20 protein-coding genes and 1 tRNA gene are annotated in these 18,476 nt (G+C 57.6%); 1 reads left to right on the forward strand and 20 read right to left on the reverse strand.

The genetic code is table 11. The annotated features are described in order from the left end of the window. Positions 1 to 557 precede the first annotated feature (557 nt). From G0P99_RS09905 to G0P99_RS09970, 14 genes are all read right to left on the reverse strand, one after another. Positions 558 to 2,771: a bifunctional DNA primase/polymerase gene (locus G0P99_RS09905; protein ID WP_164129305.1), complete on the reverse strand. Its 2,214-nt coding sequence runs from the start codon at positions 2,769 to 2,771 to the stop codon at positions 558 to 560. A 137-nt stretch (positions 2,772 to 2,908) separates the two neighbouring features. Further along, a complete protein-coding gene (locus tag G0P99_RS09910) occupies positions 2,909 to 3,145 on the reverse strand; it encodes a hypothetical protein (protein ID WP_164129308.1) in 237 nt (78 codons plus the stop codon). 364 nt (positions 3,146 to 3,509) lie between these two features. Next, positions 3,510 to 3,755 (reverse strand): helix-turn-helix domain-containing protein, encoded by a 246-nt coding sequence (locus G0P99_RS25045; RefSeq protein WP_164129310.1) that lies wholly within the window; start codon positions 3,753 to 3,755, stop codon positions 3,510 to 3,512. Between the two features lie 113 nt (positions 3,756 to 3,868). Next, entirely contained in the window at positions 3,869 to 4,516 is a 648-nt protein-coding gene (locus G0P99_RS09920) for a hypothetical protein (protein WP_164129312.1), read from the reverse strand. Between the two features lie 86 nt (positions 4,517 to 4,602). Continuing rightward, entirely contained in the window at positions 4,603 to 5,679 is a 1,077-nt protein-coding gene (locus tag G0P99_RS09925; protein WP_164129314.1) for an integrase family protein, read from the reverse strand. A 475-nt stretch (positions 5,680 to 6,154) separates the two neighbouring features. After that, entirely contained in the window at positions 6,155 to 7,090 is a 936-nt protein-coding gene (locus G0P99_RS09930; protein WP_164129316.1) for a metallophosphoesterase, read from the reverse strand. Between the two features lies 1 nt (position 7,091). Continuing rightward, a complete protein-coding gene (locus tag G0P99_RS09935; RefSeq protein WP_164129318.1) occupies positions 7,092 to 8,534 on the reverse strand; it encodes a hypothetical protein in 1,443 nt (480 codons plus the stop codon). Continuing rightward, positions 8,531 to 9,184 carry a hypothetical protein gene (locus G0P99_RS09940; RefSeq protein WP_164129320.1) on the reverse strand — a complete coding sequence of 218 codons (654 nt, stop codon included), beginning with the start codon at positions 9,182 to 9,184 and terminating at the stop codon, positions 8,531 to 8,533. The genes G0P99_RS09935 and G0P99_RS09940 overlap by 4 nt, the downstream gene beginning before the upstream one ends. 70 nt (positions 9,185 to 9,254) lie before the next feature. Then, positions 9,255 to 10,085 (reverse strand): SdiA-regulated domain-containing protein, encoded by an 831-nt coding sequence (locus G0P99_RS09945; RefSeq protein WP_164129322.1) that lies wholly within the window; start codon positions 10,083 to 10,085, stop codon positions 9,255 to 9,257. A 65-nt stretch (positions 10,086 to 10,150) separates the two neighbouring features. Then, on the reverse strand, positions 10,151 to 10,936 hold the full coding sequence (locus G0P99_RS09950) for a hypothetical protein (protein ID WP_164129324.1): 786 nt from the start codon (positions 10,934 to 10,936) through the stop codon (positions 10,151 to 10,153). Between the two features lie 133 nt (positions 10,937 to 11,069). Then, on the reverse strand, positions 11,070 to 11,213 hold the full coding sequence (locus G0P99_RS09955) for a hypothetical protein (RefSeq protein ID WP_164129326.1): 144 nt from the start codon (positions 11,211 to 11,213) through the stop codon (positions 11,070 to 11,072). A 16-nt stretch (positions 11,214 to 11,229) separates the two neighbouring features. Further along, complete coding sequence (locus G0P99_RS09960) at positions 11,230 to 11,484, reverse strand: hypothetical protein (protein WP_164129328.1); 255 nt, start codon at positions 11,482 to 11,484, stop codon at positions 11,230 to 11,232. A gap of 79 nt (positions 11,485 to 11,563) precedes the next feature. Further along, the gene (locus G0P99_RS09965) at positions 11,564 to 12,103 is read right to left on the reverse strand and encodes a hypothetical protein (RefSeq protein ID WP_164129330.1); all 540 of its coding nucleotides are present in this window, start codon (positions 12,101 to 12,103) and stop codon (positions 11,564 to 11,566) included. 183 nt (positions 12,104 to 12,286) lie between these two features. Further along, positions 12,287 to 13,270 carry a helix-turn-helix domain-containing protein gene (locus G0P99_RS09970; RefSeq protein ID WP_255455779.1) on the reverse strand — a complete coding sequence of 328 codons (984 nt, stop codon included), beginning with the start codon at positions 13,268 to 13,270 and terminating at the stop codon, positions 12,287 to 12,289. A 379-nt stretch (positions 13,271 to 13,649) separates the two neighbouring features. Here G0P99_RS09970 and G0P99_RS09975 point away from each other — a divergent pair, with 379 nt between their 5' ends. Further along, the gene (locus G0P99_RS09975) at positions 13,650 to 14,576 is read left to right on the forward strand and encodes an SH3 domain-containing protein (protein ID WP_164129334.1); all 927 of its coding nucleotides are present in this window, start codon (positions 13,650 to 13,652) and stop codon (positions 14,574 to 14,576) included. 397 nt (positions 14,577 to 14,973) lie between these two features. Here the strand turns inward: G0P99_RS09975 and G0P99_RS09980 are convergent, their stop codons facing one another. The 6 genes from G0P99_RS09980 to G0P99_RS10005 all read right to left on the reverse strand — a co-directional run bounded on the left by G0P99_RS09980 (position 14,974) and on the right by G0P99_RS10005 (position 18,463). Next, complete coding sequence (locus G0P99_RS09980; protein WP_164129335.1) at positions 14,974 to 15,294, reverse strand: hypothetical protein; 321 nt, start codon at positions 15,292 to 15,294, stop codon at positions 14,974 to 14,976. An 8-nt stretch (positions 15,295 to 15,302) separates the two neighbouring features. Further along, complete coding sequence (locus tag G0P99_RS09985) at positions 15,303 to 15,824, reverse strand: hypothetical protein (protein ID WP_164129337.1); 522 nt, start codon at positions 15,822 to 15,824, stop codon at positions 15,303 to 15,305. A 414-nt stretch (positions 15,825 to 16,238) separates the two neighbouring features. Continuing rightward, positions 16,239 to 16,754, reverse strand: a complete 516-nt coding sequence (locus G0P99_RS09990; RefSeq protein ID WP_164129339.1) for a DUF805 domain-containing protein — start codon at positions 16,752 to 16,754, stop codon at positions 16,239 to 16,241. A 277-nt stretch (positions 16,755 to 17,031) separates the two neighbouring features. After that, positions 17,032 to 17,117, reverse strand: a tRNA-Leu gene (locus tag G0P99_RS09995). Positions 17,118 to 17,380: 263 nt separating this feature from the next. Next, complete coding sequence (locus G0P99_RS10000) at positions 17,381 to 17,944, reverse strand: tetratricopeptide repeat protein (protein WP_164129341.1); 564 nt, start codon at positions 17,942 to 17,944, stop codon at positions 17,381 to 17,383. A gap of 30 nt (positions 17,945 to 17,974) precedes the next feature. After that, on the reverse strand, positions 17,975 to 18,463 hold the full coding sequence (locus G0P99_RS10005) for an Lrp/AsnC family transcriptional regulator (RefSeq protein ID WP_164129344.1): 489 nt from the start codon (positions 18,461 to 18,463) through the stop codon (positions 17,975 to 17,977). Positions 18,464 to 18,476: the final 13 nt, after the last annotated feature.

Consider the following 18,476-nt stretch of genomic DNA (forward strand, 5'->3'; position numbering starts at 1 on the left):
CTTGTGCCGCTTGTTTGCCATTCTCTGTCCTCCGTTCCCTATACATAACGGTGGACCAATTCAGATGGGGCATTTCAGAACCGCGCCAAGGTATTGTTTTTGTGCGCTCGTCTGGCCGACCGGACATCCGGACCGTTCGACCAGCCGGCATGGCAGGGCTTCGTCCTTCAAGGCCGCCATTCAGTAAGTGGGTCCTTCCGACGAAGATTTGATTGTCGCGGGTGGCGCGGAGCGCGGGCTTCGAGGAATCTTGGAATCCTCTATGAGACACCCGTTCAAAATCTCGATTACTCGGACAAAATCAGCCATGGCGTCCAACCAAAATCTCCCTTAAGAGATTGAATTAAAACACATGTCCAACCGGTCCGGGCTGTCCATGCGTTGAATTTCTTGTTGCGGGAACGGGGGTACTCTGACCTCGCAACATACCGCAGCACGGTACCCTACCAAAATAAATATGAGCCCAGACTGATTGGACTGCCTGGACCCCACTCAGATTCAAGGGAGAATTAATGCTACCTGATTGGACCAACGCTTGGACCATCGCCCCCTCCGTCCTAGCTGTTCCAGGAAATCTCTTCCTCGTTTCCACCCATGGCAGAAAGAAAAGCTGAGCGACATTCTTTCAGATCCGGGAAACGGTACTTCCACGGCCGTTTGCCGTCTTCGCTGGGGCGATAAGAGGATACCCCGGCACACAAGGTTTTGAGAGCCTCTCCGAACTCGGCCGGCCCCATGATCTCACCCTGATAACGGCGTTGTTGCATCCAGGCTTCGTATTCCCGGCGGAGATCCTCTTTGCGCACAACTTGAGTAGTTTTCTCCCAAGGTTCGTCTTCAACATCAGATTCACCGTACGGCAAATCTCCCTCACACAAAACTTCATACCACCAGCGATCGGTGCCACGAAGGCCTGAGAGTTTCTGCTCCATCAAACCTTTCGTTTGCGGAGGATTGCGGATTTCTACGCCTTCAGGAGTCTTCCAGCTTTCCAGGAATGCCAAGAACCCATTGAGGCCACCGTTCATGATCTGATCGTAGAGAGCATCGAAGTACTGCCGATCATTGCGGTGACACGGGGAAACCTCGAATACAGCATATCGGCGCTCATCAGCGGTCGCCGGAACAGCCCAGGATTCATTCGTCGTGAATAAGAGCCTGCAGAAACTGTCGATTTGCACCGTGTCCACGTTTTTCCGCTCAAGAGGCATTTCGGGAGATGTGATCAAGGACTGCACAACCCCCTTGGATTCACGATGCCCTCCCCAGATAGCCTCTTCCACATGAATCAGGATCGCCGTCGCAAAAGCAGAGTTGAACCTGCCGGTCAGGCGCTCTGACGCCGGAACATGCGCGCAATGCTGGCGCCCAATAATCATCTTCATGATCTCTGCGACAGTATCTTTCCCAACGCCTTTCTTGCCCTTCAATACAAGGGCTACACCAGGTTTTTGACCAGGGTTTTGGATGATGTCCGCAAGCCAGGAAAAAATATAGTCAGCATGTTTCTTGTTCCCAGCCGCTACAGTTTTCTCGATGTGCTGAACAATTAGCGAGCAATCCGCATCTGGATCTGGCTTTTGACCCCAACCAGTCCACAAATTCAGAGTATCTTGGGGGACTGAACCTTCGGGCTTGAACACCAATCCGCCCTCATATGTTCTACGCGCCGAGTGCATCATCCAGGCACTGCCCAGGGTGGTTCCGCCATGCTTGCGATTTGCGAACAATTCCCGAAAAGAGCTTGTGCCGATGAAGTCGATGTCTCCGTTCCGTCTGAACTCCGCAATCACGACCTTACTGCCCATCCGAACCAGCGCGAAGCGGTCGTTCAGTTCGCGAATGCTTTTATGGATAGTCCCATCGGCAGCAACGGGATCATCGTCAAAGCCATCTTGGTCATCGTCGAACTCATCATCAATATCGTCATTCCAGCCATGCTTCTTAGCTTCAGCGTAAAGAGTAGCAACAGTAACCCCTCCCTCCATGTTCTCATCAATCGAGACCCACATTTTTTCCACTTCAGTTGGGTCATACCCGGGATAGCCAGCGCACCAGCCTTGAATTATCTGCAACCCATCATCAGATCCGCCGAACCCCGCTTTGAATGCCATAATCACGCGCATCCATCTGTCGTAGTTCAGGTCATTCGGAATCCAGAACAACGCTTTTCTGGCTTTGCTCGGATTTCTCGAATGCATTGCCGTGCTGTATTTTGCCGCAGCTTTGGGTTCGGGACGAAAAAGGCTCGGTAGCTTGGCGCTTAACAGTCTCGCACACCCCAAATCAGAGGAAACGCATTCGTAAATGCCGGTATTGCTAACGGCACCGGGCGCAATAACGTATCCGCCCTCCGCGCGCACATCGATACCAGGAGCAATCTTGTCCTGGGAGTTTCTTACGCCGTCTTGGTACTCATAGTAGAGATGGAGTCCACCGCTAGCAGTTTTGACAACGGCCCCAGCGTCCTCTTGGTGCAACCCGAGACGCTCGAACTCTTTTACGCCATTCTTTCCGTTCTTGACGTCCAGATCAATCACTACGAACCCACTTGCAGAACCGGTTACTAAGCCGGGGACTGCGTCAGGATATTGGACCCAGAGTTCACCAATTTCACCTGGGTCGATAGTCGCCCTGTTTTTCCACTTCACGTAAGGGCTCTTGTTTTCTGGATTGCAGGGAAACACTGGGCATCCTGCTTCGGCCGCTGAAAGAGCTGCCTTCAGGTTTTGGGACCGACGGTCCGTTGACTTCTGCGTTTTCTTGCTCATGGCTCTGGTTTTTGGTTTAGAATCCGATGCAAGCACTCATTTTTACGAGGCGAGGCTTTGCGAGATATTGGTTTCAAGATTGTCGCGCGGAGAGCCGTCAACTCGTGATAAAATTCCACGCGTGAGGGCTCAATTCTTCACTCTAGAAAGTGATTGCAAACGATAAACCAGTGCGTATCTCCGTGCTCATCGTCCTCAAACTCCAAAGTTGCAACGACGCCTGCCCAAGGCTCATGGTTCTCTGAAAGTTTCTTACGATACTTGTCCTCAGTATTCGCAAAACTCTCGGCAAATTCCGGTTTGAACCCGGCATGAATTAGTTGATTGAGACGCGCTTCGCGCATGGTTTTCCAAAAGCTCTCAGAGATTTTCATCGGGTTTCATCCTTTTAGACGTTTTTCTTTGAAACACTGGCCACGAACAGACCAAAAGATGATCCAAACGAGGCGTATGTGGGTTGAGGTATTGAGGGTGTTATTCGCAGTTTGAGATGGGGTGGCGCTCTCGGCGAATGCGCGGCAAGCACACTTGGCCCAGAAGTAATGTCAATTCCGGAAAATAGTCTGTTTCTCGGGACAGTAGTCACCAGCTAATGTGACACGGCGGCTGCCTCGGAGCGCATGCCCTCCAAAAAAACCGACGCGTGCCAAGGCGCCTAGGCCGAAGACCAGACCCGTTCGCTCTCGCGTTTGCCCACCCGAGCCCGCACGTTCCGATATTCCGCGGATGGGGTTGAGGCTATTGGGAAAAAACCATGTGGCTGTCGATCCACTCATCCAAGTCAACACGGCGGTAGACTACACATCCACTCATTCGGGCAAATTTTGGACCATCTGCGCGACGCCCTTGCATGCGGAGCTTGGCGAGAGTTGACTCCGAAACGCCGCAATACTCTGCGGCTTGCTTCGGCCTCAGGTACTTTGCACCATTCGATAAGTTTCGAGTGCTTTCATTATTCGGCAGCAGTCGATCATTTCCATCCATTGCTTTGTCTCCATGTGTACGCTGAGAAGATCATGCAATGGAAAGGAATTGGGCTGCATACACCGAGCAGGCGCATGCAGCATGTACAGAAATATTCTATAACTTACAGACCTCTAGTCGAACAAGCTGTCAATCCAGTCAAACCGAATCTTGACGTAGAGTTCTTTCTTCTTTGGCTTGGTCAAGATGGATTGGATCGACCCTCGGCTCGTCAAATCTGTGTACGGTCCGAGCGCATGAAAAATGATATCACTTGCGGCAAGGCCGTCACCTTCTTCATTCCGAGTAAGGTTTAGCTCATATCGATCTTCAAGAAGCTTTCCAACGTGCAGGATCATGTGATCACGTGCCCACGTTCCAGGGTCAGGCTCCCCCCGAGCCCTCTTGGGCCGAACGAGAACACCTTTCACAATATTGACCGCTGCTTGCTTCAACTCCGCTGGCGGCTCAATCCAATGGTTGATATATCCAGATATCACTTCTGTAAGAAGTTCAAACGCCTGCTGATGTTTTTGCGCGCGACGAACCAACTCCTCACACGACTTTTTTGGAATTTCAATCAAGTCAGGATATTCAGTTGAATAATCGAGACCCAAAGCGTACCAGGTTTCGGTCCAGACAGGTCCGCTTTCAAAAACACCCGCATGAGAGTATTTCGATATCTCGTCTTTTGCCACTTCCAAGGCTTCTTCAAAACCTAGCGCAATAATTTCATCGACAGATCTGACAGCCCAGCTTTCATTTTCCTGATCAAAGCTCATGAATCTCCCCCCTCGCTGTGGTAATTGCACCGCGAGATCAATGAAACAAAGTGCCGAAAGTGTGGCGTTTTTTGGACACGCTTGGGTCATCTACTTGACCGAAATGACAACTCCTTGCATACGGTCTGCATCGCAGGCCGGAGCGCATCCAGACTAGGTTTCACATACCGCTGTCCAGTAATGGACAAAGGCGTGTGGTTCAGCAAGCGGCCGACAACCTCTTCCAGAATTCCCGCCTCCATTGCGATGGTCGCGAAAGTCCGTCGATGCGCGTGCGGGCTCCATTTCATCCGCTGCGGCGCGCTGAGGCGACCGTCCGTCCTTTTCGGTGATGGGAACACCCACTGCCGATGCAAACCTTTCATTGGTGCAAGGATTTCGTGATGCAACTGCAGGATCGGCAGATCGAAGCTGCGTCCGTTTTTGGTCATTGGCAGATGGATACGGTCCTCGTGCACGTGCCTCCACTCCAAGGTCAATGCTTCGGTCTTTCTCAGCCCTGTGAAGAGCAGCAGCTCATAGAACACGGTATGAATCGGGTTGTGCAGCCCTTCGATCTCGTGCCGCCACTCCACCAGGTCGTCAATGATAGTCCCAGCTGGCTGCTCATCATACCACTCGATCGCCAAGGTCGGCGATTCCGGCAGATCGTGAACACGACGAGCATGGTTCCAGACCGTCCGAAAATACTTCAGAAGATGGTTAGCCGTCGAAGGGGTGGCAGCAAGAAACCTATGGCGCTCCACGACCATCGATTTGGTAATCTCATCGAGTGGCAGGCGCAGCCAATCCTTGAGATGAAGCTCGAACTGCTGACGCATAGTCAGCTTATGCGTATCTGATCGAAGCTTGGGTCGCGCCAAATAAGCTTCCATCGCCACTTGCAGGGTCGGAGCACCAATCTGGATTTGCTTTCCCGCACCCCTGCCCCATTCAAGCGCGAACCCGAGAGCGGTCTGTCGGGCCACCTCCGCTGTGATCACCGGATAACGCCCGATTAGCACCCTCCGTGTCTGACCACCGACATCCTTTTGATAGTACCACGTCTTGGCCTTCTTACCGACGAAGAGCACGAGGCCTCGGACCTCGCTATCCCAGTGTTTGTCTGTACCCGATTTTGTCTGTGGAACCTTGCGGGCAAAGGTCTCAGTGAGTTTTGGCATTTTGTCTGTTTTTTGTCGGTATTAATCGGAAAACTGTGGAACCCATCGGAACACAGAAGAACGATATAAGTCAATAATAAGAATAGCTTGAAATCTAAGTGAAAGGATAGGAAAAGTATATCACTGGCTTGGAAGGCAAGGGTCTTACCATTACACAACGCCCGCTCGACGTTTGCCGGTAGTATTCCATTGATTTTCGGGCGTCAAGTTAGGAACGACAACTCTCTGCCAGCTTCGAAAACAGCTGTATATCCTTGACCGAAAAGAGCCGGATTCAAAGCGTCAACCAACGCGTTTTTTAGCCCCAAGCCCTGCCCGAAGGTGCCAAACCGTCCCCTGCCCGCCTCGACCGGTTTCCTTCTGACGCCGCCTCGGAGTCAAGGGCCTGCCTTGCCGCACTCAAGCTGAATGTCTTGGCGCTTCCGTCCGGTTGGCAGGTCGACCACTTCTCGACTGTGCGTTCGAGCCTGTCGTGTCACTTGCCGACCAGATCCTTGCGAACAAGTCGTCCGATCGAGCGCGGAAGGTCGTCGAGCTCGACTGGTGTCAGGAAATCGGGAGACTGGTAGGCGGTCTCTTCAATGCTGCCATCCCCGGCGATCTCGACCAAAGAAAAGGCTTTGGGGGACGGTCGGTTCGCACCGATCAGCGCACGCGGGCCAGAGCCCAAGCAGGATTGCGAGACCATCAAGATGTCGTCCACAACACCCGGGTAATAGGCATGGTGGTGTCCGCTCAGATACAGGTCCACGCCATGCCGCACCAGAAGCTCGTGCAACTTGGGGTCCCCTATCACGTCATCACGCCGCTTTTCCGCAAATGGCCAGAGCGGCAGATGGCTGAACAGGACAACAGCCTTGTGTCGGCTGCTCTGGCGTTTCAGCAGATCGTCGAGCCAGTCGAACTGGTTGTCCGACAGGGCGCCGGTGGTGGTCACGTCCAGGGAAACCAGCAGCACGCCGCGCACTGACAGGGCATAACGAAAGGGGAAATCGGCCTTGTCCACAAATGTCAGGTCAGGCTCTCGGTCGCCCCAGACCCTGGCAAATATCGCCCGTTCGCCTTCGAACCCGCGATAGGCAGAGGCGTCGTGATTTCCCGGCGTGACGACAAAAGGAATGCCGGCCCTGGCCAAGGGATTTGTCACCGCGTCGTCGAACGCCGACCACATGGCGGCAACCTGGTCGGCCGAAAGATGCGGATTGACCTGTTGGCCCGCGACCATATCGCCGGTGCTGATGACCAGATCGGGTTCAAGCGCGACGATGCGAGCGATCCCGTCGCGGACCGACTTGCTGTATTTGGTCGATCCGTAGCCGCCGTTCAGGTCCGAAATCACCGCGATCCTGAGCGGCTCTGCCCGGACGCCACCGGCAACGAGGCAGAGCACGAGCATCACAATCCGCAGCATGTCAGCCTCCGGCGCAGTCCAGTTGAGCTCCGGTCACCTTGCCCGTGACAAAGAAAGTCTCCGGCTCCAGATCGAACAGCAACTCTCCGCGACGACAGGTTTCGGAGAGAATGCCAAAGGCAAGAGCGGTGTTCTTTACGATCTGGGCGACTTGCCGGTCATCCAGCCCGAAGTTGTCGCGCACATAGGCCAGAAGCGGCCCTTGAGCGCCGAAATCCGCATCCAGCCTGGCCAGCTTGGCATAGGTCGTCGCAGGGAAGTGACGCAGCTTCTCCAGCATCCGGGTCGATTTGGTGAAATTGGCGTATTCCACCCGCCCGCCCGCATCGTTGTCGTTGAGGTGGGTTCGCTTGACCCGGATTGCCTGTTCCGGCGCCGTACCGCGATCCTTGCCATGATTGTCTGCCTTGTGACTGCGGACTTCGCCATTCTCGACCCACATCCAGCGCACCTTGTAGTCGATGTTTCCGATCCGGTCCTGCTGGCTGAAGATAAAGTCGAGCAGAACGATATTGGCAATATCCGTCATCCAGTACGCAACCTGCCGCGGATCCACATCGGCCCCCATGTCGCGGCGGATCTGCTTGGTCTTGACCGCCTCGGCAATGCCCTCGGCAATTGCCTTGTCTATCGGGTGACCTGACCGCAGCGCCAGGAATGGGGCGGTTTCCTGAAAATCGAGGTTCTGCCCCTTGCCCCAACCTGACGCCCGTGTCCCGTTGACCTCGGTGCCATAGCGGGACCCGGGGCTGTCCAGCAAGGCGCCATACAGGGCCTTGCGGTCCGACGTGAAAAGCTCGTCCACGGGTTTGTAGACCGAGGGGGTCTGGTCGGCATCGACAAGCATGCGCCAGCCGGCATGGTTCATTCCAGACGAATGAGAGGTGCCAGACAAGGCCAGCCCCCGCGTTGCCACCTCGTCCAGATGCGTGATGCGGTCCATGCTGCGCCAGACAGCGGGAGGAACGCCGATGTCGGCCTCGAAATAGCGCGAGAGGTGGTAGTAGAGCAGTGGCGAGGGCGAGAAGGTGCCGCTGGTGCCCTTGGCATTCATGGTCGGCTTGAACTTGGCCAGGTCTTTGTGGGCCAACTGGGACGCGGACTTGCCTTCGGCACAGGCGTGACGTTCAAAACCCTGCCGGTCACCGGCATAGGGACCCTTGGAGATGTCGTATATCCTCATGCCGGGGCTCGTGCTCCAGGTTTTGGGACAGAGCGCGACGGTCGCGGCATAGAAGTCGAGGGCGCAATAGGCCTCCTCGGCCTCCAGGTCGTGTTTTGAATAGACCGCGCCGGGCATCGGCGTGATGCGGACGCAGCGTTCGGTAACGCCGTTCGGGCTGGTGAACAGCGTCTCCTGGCCCTTTACCGCGTCCGAGGCCAATGCGGCGCCCGCGAACATCCCGGCGCAGACCAGCAGGGTGGGAAACAGGGCGCCACTCATTTCGGACAGATCGCTGCTTGTTCGGCGGCCGAGATCTTCAGTGCCGGGTTGACCTTGAAATGGTCGAAGTGATGATCAATCCAGGCATCGCACCCATCCGAGCAATCGGCGCCGTTGCGGGCCTCGTTCCAGTATTTCTTGGCGCGTTCCTCGCTCCAGCCGCAGAATTGCACCAGCGCCATTGCCGAGACCGCGCCCGAAGAATGGACACCCCACATGCAGTGGACATACATCGGCCCCGTTCCGGGGTTCTTGATGATATCATAGAGTTCTTTCATCACGTCGTCGGGACGCGTCGACTTGCCCGCCGCATAGGTCAACTGGCCGCTGCTACAGGAGGTTTTGCCGTACTCTGTATGTTTGCCGAAATCGATGTAGCGGGCAGCGGAAAACCCGGACTCGCACAACTGCTTGCGCTGCGACCCGGACAAACCGGTCCTTGCCTTGTCGCCCCCCTTGAACCCGCCCCGGTAGAGCACGCCCGACAGCACCGGCCGCACAAAGGCCAGCCCGTCGGCGGGCGTGGGGTTGGACCGGGCGATCATCTGATCATGCCCCGGTGCGCCCGAGCGAGCCTTGAAATCGGCGGCCATAGCAGGTGCAGCCAGAAGGACAAGTGCAATTCCTGCGCGACGGATGATTGAAAACATCTGGTAATCCTTCACTAGATTTTCCTCCTCGTTCCATCCTGACCCTTTCAGGACAATTCGTCTGTCGGACTTAGTCAATCCTGTATGTCAGCAGCCGTGATTTCTTGCCGTCGTCGGTGACGACATGCAGCACGTCGCCCTTCGAAGAGAGCGCCACTCCCTCGGCATTGCTCACCGGATGCAGTTTCTTCTTGTCGGCGTCCATCAGCGCCCATCCCCTTGCGGTCATGCTGGACAGGTCGAGGAAGAACACCGCCTGTCCGGTGTCGCTGGTGATCCAGACGCCCTTTCGCCGTGCGTCCCATGCCAGGCCGGACAGGTCGAGCCTGTCGTCTTGCGCCGCCGCAGAAACGAAGCCCATTGCCGCCGACATTTCCTGTATGCGGACAACGCGCGACAAATCGGGGGCCAACTCGATCAGCAACCGGGGCCTGCGTTCTTTCACAAGCAATACGGCGCCGGTTTCGGGGTCGACCGTGATCCCTTCCAGCCCGTTGTTTTCATCCGCCTGGAAATGGGCGGCGAGCCCCTCTGCCCCCGGCAGGGCCAGTAACCGGAACCGGGTGAGGGTCCCGTCCGGGGCAAGTGACAGGATCTCGGTCGTATCCTCGCGCACCATCAGCAGACGTTGCCGAGGCATATCCTCTGCAATGCCTTCCAGTTGGGGTTCTGCGGACAGGTCGTCGGGTTTTCCCGGCCTGCCCTTGTGATCAAGGCGGAACAGACGGGCGACGTTGTCGCTTACCGACCAGAATCCCCCATCGGCCGCGGTGCTGAGACCAGACGGTTCGGAAAACCCGATGGACGGTTCGGCAATCTCTCGCGACTTGACCAGCGACAGGGACATCTCCGCCCAGACAGGTCCCGCGACAAGAAGGTAAAACGCCGGGGCGACCGACATTAACCAGGTGCCAGGCCAATTCCGCGGAGAAGACTTTGTCGGTTGGGTCATTGCCTCGTCACGGTTCAGTCGACATGCCAATCGGAAATTCCACTGGCCTTGTCTTCGGCCAGGCGGGACATTTCCCTCTCCAGCGCGGAACGGCGCGCTCCGTTCACACCGGTGACCACATAGTGGACCGTCGACTTGAACTTGGTCCGACTGATGGAAATCGTGCGAAAGCCGGCTTTCTGCAATTCGTCGCGCACCACCTGCATCGATTCCAGCACCGGCCTTTTCTTGTTCGAAAACTGGATATCCACGCCAAAGTTGGCAGGCCCACCCAAGACGTAGAGAATGGTAAACGCGCTGGCCGTGGTGATCAGGGCAATCACCGGCAGGTCGAGCCCGATACACAGGCCGATCAGGGTAACAAGGATCAGACGCATCGTGTCGCCGGCACTGTCATCCGTCTTGAACCGCAAGAGCCCCCCAAGACCGAACAGCACAAAGCCGATAAGATAGCCGTGATGCATGATGAGGAAACCGACGACCATGCCGATCAGCGCATAGACGAACAAGGCGCGCGGTGTTTCGAAATCGCTTCTTGTTTTCCGGTTTGCGCTCAGCACGGGGTGATAGGCGATGACCGCAGTCATCACAGAAGTCTCGACCAGCGCCAGTCCGAATTCGAGCAACTCGCGTGGCTGGAGCAACTGCCCCCACCCACGGCCGCGCACCGTTATTTCCGGCAGGCTTGCCTCGAGCCCCGTTGCGACCTGTGCCAGGGCCGGCGACACGGCAAAGACGGTCAGGACCAGCAAACCCAACATTCGCACGCCAAAGATGACGATACCGGTTTTCCGCTTCATGTGCATCTGTGCGCCTCACTTTGTCCCCTTGCGAATGAAGGTAGCGTCGGAAATGACCTCGGGCGAGTCTTTCGAAGGCAGGGTGCCATTTCCATTCCGGTCAGAAATCGGGTGTGATGGAGGGAGCAAATCCTCATGTCGTCAGCCCGATCCCGGTCGTCAGCCCGACCCCGGCACCGGCGGCCATCATGGCCCCATCTGCCATCCGCCTTGCACCATAACCGCCGACCGCCACAGCGATGACAAAGGCCAGAACGGCTGTCACCAGTTTTGGCATTTGTCTTTCCCCTCTCCTAGCTTCGCGCGGCAAAGCCGCAGATCAGCCTGAGAAGGATCAGGTTCAAGAGAGGCGACAGGGCCGCAAGCCAAAGCCGAACCGCGTCGCCGAACAGGTCCACAAACAGGTTCCACGGTAGCCCGAGCGGAACCAGGAACACGGCCGCCAACGGATCGCGCTCCTGTCCGAACCAGCCAAACGTCCCGACAAACAGCAGAAACAACGCGGCCAGGTAAGCCAGCGCAAAGATCAGGGTGACAGTTTTGCACATGGTTCATGCCTTTGGCCGCGATCCTTGCCGTCCTGTCGTTGGACAGGCGCAGAGTCGCGCCGACCGACCTGACTGCGGCTCACATCCGCCCATTGCGAAAATTGAACACCTGACCTTGCGAATTGGAGCCGCAGATCACGTGCCTGTGGCCCGATGCGAGCTCGATGTAAAAGTTGTCTGCCCCTTCCTGCCCGGCGTTGACGATATGTACGTCATGACGGCCGACGCCCCAGCTTGAGGAGGCCTCGTTTACGCAGGACTGCGCCGCGGCTGCGGGAACCTTCACCCCCGCGATGTCCCGCTGCTTGTGGGCCAAGCGGTTGCTGCGCTCCTTCTGGCCCGCGTCAAATCCCTGACCGTAAGCAGTGCTGCTGTGGCGCGAGTCATAGGGTTCGTTGTGCAGCCCGTCGCGATAGCCACGTTCGAAAGCTGCCGTTTCGTTTTCGCCATTCGGCCTGTAGCCTTCCTGGTAATGGTTCTTGTTGTGGGCCAGCGCGGCCAATCCGATAATTGCGATGGCGCCGGCAATCGCCGCTGCCTCGTCATCGGCCCGGACCGGTGCTGTTGACATGGTCAGGGCAACAGACATGGCCGAAACGCCAAGAAGAAAACTTCTCATCTCTCAATCCTTTCAGATAACCAGGATGCATCCCCAGACAACACCCGGACATTCCAGTTGTTTCATCGTGATCCTCCCCCGGCTATCCGATGTGCGCAGCGAATAGCCGCTTTTCGCAAGCCGGTGCGTCAAGGCGTTGTCTTTGAAGGAATCTGATCCGGTCGACCGCGACCGTGCCGGTTGTCAGACCTTGCGCCGTCCGACAAAGGCCTGCGATGGCAGCTCGTGGAACCTGTCGCGATAGGCGGCAGCAAATCTGCTCAGATGATTGAAACCGCAATCAAGGGCGACTTCCGTTACAGAGGCTTCGTCGTTCGCGTCGCTCAGTCGCTTTCTGGCTGCTTCCAGGCGAAAGCCGAGCAGTGCCTTTGACGGCGTCGTTTCCAGCACATGTTTGAAAGCCAATTCCAGACTGCGCATGCTCACCCCGCAGACCTTTGCGACTGAGGGGATATCCTTGATCTCTCCGTGGGATACCCGCATGCATTCCAGCGCCATCCGCACCAAGCGATAGCTGGACGAGTCGGTGTGGCAGACAGGAGCATGGAGAACGCCGGCCTCCTGGAGCACGTCCACGATCTTGTCGGCTATGAACTCGGCCCAGACCGCGCGACCGGCCGGATTTCCGATCCGTACCGATCCCCGGTCGATTTCCGCGTGCAGTGTCCGGACAGTCTGAATCAATTCGGCGGCAGCGGCAGACCGACTGCCCCTCATCCGCAGCGACAGCGCGTCGAACTCGATTGCGGCAGGCAGGCCCAGTCCAAGCCGGTCGAAGGCCGCACGCATCAGATCGGTCGAAATGATCAGCGGGACGCCCTTGAACATCGGGGCTTTCCCCGCGCTGACCCTCGTATGGCGGCGGTTGGGAGAGAAGAAGAGCGCTTCGCCTGTCGCGGCTTTTACGAGGCCGGTCTTGCTTTCGCACTCGATCGCGCCGCTGAGCGGAACAATGAGGCTGTTGGCCATGTATTCGGTGACGTCAACGTCGTGGCCGGACGAAATCACCTCGCCCACGGTCAAACCGCCAAGGTCAAACCGTGACACGCGGGCAAGAACCTCGGGACGGCGCGCCATGACCAACTTGTTCGGATTGGAAAACAGGCGGGATTCCACCACCCGCGCCTTGGCTCCGCGAAAAGATACTTCTGTCCTGAAAAAACTCATCTAGCTCTCCCCAAGAACCTAGATCGGGTGAACTCGTCAAAACACTGCTTTCATGGTAGATTGCAAAACCTGGATGGATCAAGCATGTTCTTGTTTTGCCAATATTTCTGGCCTCTTTCACTGCCTCAAAAACGCGAGATTTGAGCGCGAATCTCGGGCAGACAAGCCCGTGCCCTCCGAGAAGGCTCGACAACACCGGATGGGGGCAAGCTAAGCCGCTCATCACAGGTCTGGCCAAAAAACTCCGGCCAACTGCGCGAAACGGATACTCCTTTCGCAAAAGGGATCGCGCCGAAACAGACTTGACCTAGTGTTGTTGGAAGCGATCGGAAAACCCGTTCCAAACCGGAGACCATTCAAGAGTCTGGAGCTTTCACCCATGCTGCACCGTCGTCTGCTAAGCTGGACATTGCTTGGCGCCTGCGCCCTGGCATCCGCGGCCTCGGGCCAATCTGCGGAATTCATGCGGAACGAATGTTCCAGCGCCGGCCAGACCTATTTCCGGGATTTCACCGCAGCGACTGAAATGCAGTACAACGGCCGTCGCGTGGATGGCACGCACGCGGTCAACGGGCGCATTTTCCTGGAAACCCGGTTCGAGGATTTCGCCTGCTCCTACGACCCCACCGGTCGGCGCATCGTGGAATTCTTTGCCGAAGGCAGGACGCAGGCCAGCCCCCTTCCCGGTGGTGGTGGCGCCACCGATCCCGGTGGATCTCGGATCGCCACGGTGGCAGGTGTCCCCCAGAATGACGTGCTGAACGTGCGGAGCGGGCCTGGCACGAATTACCGGGTCATCGGCGCCCTCGGCAACGGAGACCGCGTGCGCAAGCTGCGCTGTCAGACGCCAGGCCGCACCACATGGTGCGAGATCGAGATGATGACCGACATGCGCGAGCGGGGCTGGGTCAGCGCCCGCTACCTGTCGGGCGGCGGATCGCACGGGGGCGCTGCAACGCAATTGCCAAGCAAACCACCCGCATCCGGCACTGGCCAGGTGACAACCGCAGTCATCCGCTTTCCCGCCGGGGCCACGGGAACCGAATTCACCGAGCAGATCGAAAACGGGGCTGTCCGGCGCTATGTACTGGGGGCGCGTGACCAGCAGTTTCTCTATCTTCGTGTCGGCTCTGGCAACCCAGGCGTATCGTGGCGAATCCTGAACCCGAACAAGACGCTGTTAAGTCAGGGGACAGCGGGCCAAGACTATCGCGGCCAACTCTGGCAGACCGGCGATCACATCATCGAAGTCCACAATCGCAGCGGCCGACCCCAGACATACAAAGTGATTTTGAATATCAAATGACGTATCGGAAAGGAAAACGAAGGGTTTGAACCGGTTGCGAATTCCCGTTTTCCAACCGGAACGGGCGGATCGCAGGTGAGGTGTTTGCAGAATTGTCCTTCGCACCACCGGCAATGACGCAGGGCCCCCAGCGCACGGGTGAGCGCGAGCAGCGACGCGGCAAGGCGGTCTGTCGCGAATGTGGACGCCTCGGTGGACATGCGTGCAAGGGGCATTTCAGGTCAGGAGCAAACCGTCCCTTACAGGGCGTCGTCTCATGCAACCGGTCAGCGGGGATCAGAGACATGCATATCGGTCGCAACCTGTTTCTGCACAAAGGGTGTTGCGGACCAGTTCAACAGGCATCCGACGTTGATCGATCGGACGGATCATTCGCGGCTCAGAGCAAGCATGCGGTTCAGCGGAAAGGAATTCTGAAGAAGGTGAAGCTGTTGGTCTGGGTAATCATCGCCGCTCCGGTTTCCGCCATCAGGCTTGCCATCGCTGCGCTTCCCGTCGGGCAGGCAACCAGATCCGCTGCGTCGTCGAGGAGATCGACGGTGAATGCCGTTTCACCGACAAGCTGGCATTCATCTGCTGCGCTGCGGTAGCCGCGAACGAAAGTCAATTCCGGGTCAGGTTCGCTGACTGCACCTTCGGTCGAGGTTTCGACGCATCCAGTCAGGGCCAGAGCCAAGGAAAGGGCAGCCATGCCAACAATTGGTTTTTCGAGTTGCATCCGCATTTCTACTCCCATTCTGCGCCCGTGCTGCGCCAGACCAATTCATCCGCATCCCAAACACTGGCCGCAACGCAGGGTGTTGGATTGATCCCGTCACATTGCGAGCCGTGAACATCTGCCAGAAGCACCCGGAACGGGCCGATATTCGCCATGTCCCAACCCTGATTGAGAAGCGAGAACATACGATCCCCAATCAAGAAGTGAGACATGCAACCGCCAGTGCCGCAATAGAGCGACACGGCGGTCGAGCAGGCAAACCCGGACTCGTCCAGAACCCAGTCCCGTTGGATGTCACCATCGAGATCAACACGATGAACGGCTCCCAATTCGAGGGCGAACTCTCCGTTCTCGAAATCCGAACATGCCTGTCGTGCGGCTTCGACTTTTTCCAGCAACTGAGACGGCAGTTCGGACAGATCCTGCGCGTTTGCCGAGGCAGTGGACAGAGCTGCAAACACCGCACAAAAAACGACCGGCCACTGGCCGGCTGTGACCCGTTTGCCCGTTCCGGCGAGCTGGCTTCCCATCTCTGTCTCTCCTGTCATTCCATGTGGTTCAATTGCATTGTTCATAGGTGTAACCGCCGAATTCGATCCAGTTCCTCTCGACATCGCTGACAACCTTCCCCGCCTGATGATCCCTTTTTCATAACGAGACTCTGCGGGTTGAATTTGGGGATTCTGGTGCCCTGTTTGGCGCAAGCGCGCCGGGCGCGGAGCGGACCCGATCGCATTGCAGCTCCAGTGCCATGTTGCCAGCCAGCATCAAGGCTTTGGAATTGGGCGGTCCGCTGAAACTCCAGTCAGCCGTTGCCGCGGATGACATCATGAGTGAGAGGGCCGCACCGGCGATCAGATATCTCTTCATAGGGGCCCTTCTTGGCCGTTTAACAGCATTTTGTCAGGCAGTTGAAAACCCCCTGACGAGGACACGCGATCGGCTTACGCCACAGCTGGGCCATACTCATTTGCACCTTCCTGCGACGGTCGGCTTAGCCACCAGATCATCAGCACCGAGAGTATGAGCTGAAGAACCCAAACAACCATCAGGCCGGTGACGCCGAGAAGGGCTGCTGGGCCTCTCAACGCATCAGGGTTGTCCGCTCCCTGCTCGAGAACCGAGAAGACGGCGACACCGCTGAAAAGCATGAACATGGTTACGATGCTGAGCGCTGCCGGCAGAAGCAGGTACCAGCCCGGTCTTCCAGTGTCGTGCAAACGACGCCAACCGGCGGCCAGCATAGGCACGACAACTGCAAGTTGGAAAATCGGGGTGAGGACTTGGCTGCTCTCTCCTGTTTCAGGGTTCATGCCGAACACAGAGGCGTCGATGAATGCCAAAACAATGCTGACCACGATTACAAACAGCACAAACCACCAGTACTCGGACCGCACCGCGCGCCCCGAAAAAACAAAGTATTTTGAGATGCATGTCTTGATTGCTTCGACGAAACCCATGTCTGTTCCCTCTCTGAAAACCTTGCCAAACATGTTCTGACAAAAGGTAATAAATCGCAAGCATTGGTTAAGCTACGTGACCTGCCCCCGGCCTCGATGATGTGACCGTCCTCCTTTGTGGATCAATGCATACCCACCTTGGGACGTCGATGCCGTCGGGAGGCGGACATTGTCAGAGCCGGCCAGGAGGTACGGGAAGAAGGCCGCGCCGGTCAGGAACCGGCTGTTTCCCCACGATACCACGGATCAAACCGCTTTCACGAAAATCAAGAAGATGTGGTACGGGCGGCCGGATTTGAACCGGCACGGCCTTTCGGCCCAGGCATTTTAAGTGCCATGTGTCTACCATTCCACCACGCCCGCACAGCGCTGTTCCTTGGGGAGGCCTTGCCCGATTCCGGCGTCCGGGCAGGTACGGCCCGAACATCTGGACAGGTGTTTCACGGACCGGACGCTGACTTGGCCCGATCCAACTCGCACAGGACGCCCGGCCCCAACCGGCACATAGCCCGTCTAACCAGAATTTCTGCCGACCTCAATGTGACTTGAGTCACGAAACCGAAAAATTTCAACGGTGTTCCGCCGGTCTTGCGGGACGCTCGCCGCCCCAACCTGGGGTGTCCGGGTCAGATATCCTTGCCCTTGGGTTCGAGCGGCCCGCCGGGCCCCGCAAGCCCACGTTCCGGCAGCCAGGGGTTCAGGTCGAGCGCCTCTTGCAAGCCTTCGCGCGCCTCTTCGATACGGCTGAGCCCAAGGAGCGACAGCGCCCGGCCGCTCATCGCGGCCACATGGGTGGGCGAGAGTTCCAGAGCGCGGTCGAGATCGACGAGTGCTGCGGCAAAATCCTGGCGCAGATAGTTGACGAAGGCGCGCTGGTTGTAGCCTTCGGCATAATCCGGGCAATAGGCCACCAGGCGGTCGAAATCCTCGAGCGCGCCCAGGAGGTCCCAGGACGAGCGGCGCGACATGCCACGATCCAGGATCGCCTGCGCCTGTTCGTCGGGCGCGTCGGCCCAGTATTCCCACATCTGGTTGGAGATCTGCCGCGCCTGTCCCTCGTTCGGGGCCACGCGTATTTCGGCGATCAAGCGGTTGATCTGGGCCGAATGATCCGGCGCCTCAGGGCAGTCCGAGGCCCAGAGCAGGCCCGGCGACAGCGGGAGCAGCAAGGCAAAGAGCGCGTGTTTCATGCGCCAATGCTGATGCAAACCGGATTTACGTCAAGTCACAGTTTCGAGCGCACCCAAGAGACCCGGTTCCTTGACCGCCTCCATCGCGACAAAGGTCGAGGTGTTGGAGACATGCGGCAGGGCCGAGATCCGCTCGGCCAGCACGGCGCGGTATTCGTTCATCGAGCGGGTCCGCACCTTGAGCAGGTAGTCGAAATTCGACGCGATCATATGGGCCTGTTCCACCTCGGCGATGCGGCGGACGGCGGCGTTGAATTCGGCCAGCGCCTTTTCGCGGGTGTCGCTCAGGCGCACCTCGACAAAGGCCACGTGATCGAGCCCCAGACGGATGGGATCGACCATCGCGCGGTAGCCAGTGATGATGCCCTCGGATTCGAGCCGTTTGACCCGCGCCTGGGTCGGCGATTTCGACAGGCCGATGCGGCGAGCCAGGTCGGCCACCGACATCCGCCCGTCGGCGGCGAGCTCTGCCAGAATCGCCCGGTCGTGCCGGTCGAGGTCAGGGAAGTCCGTTTGCATCGCATGCGCCCCA

It is taken from the genome of Ruegeria sp. PrR005 (assembly GCF_010500245.1).
Taxonomy (GTDB): domain Bacteria; phylum Pseudomonadota; class Alphaproteobacteria; order Rhodobacterales; family Rhodobacteraceae; genus Ruegeria_B; species Ruegeria_B marisflavi.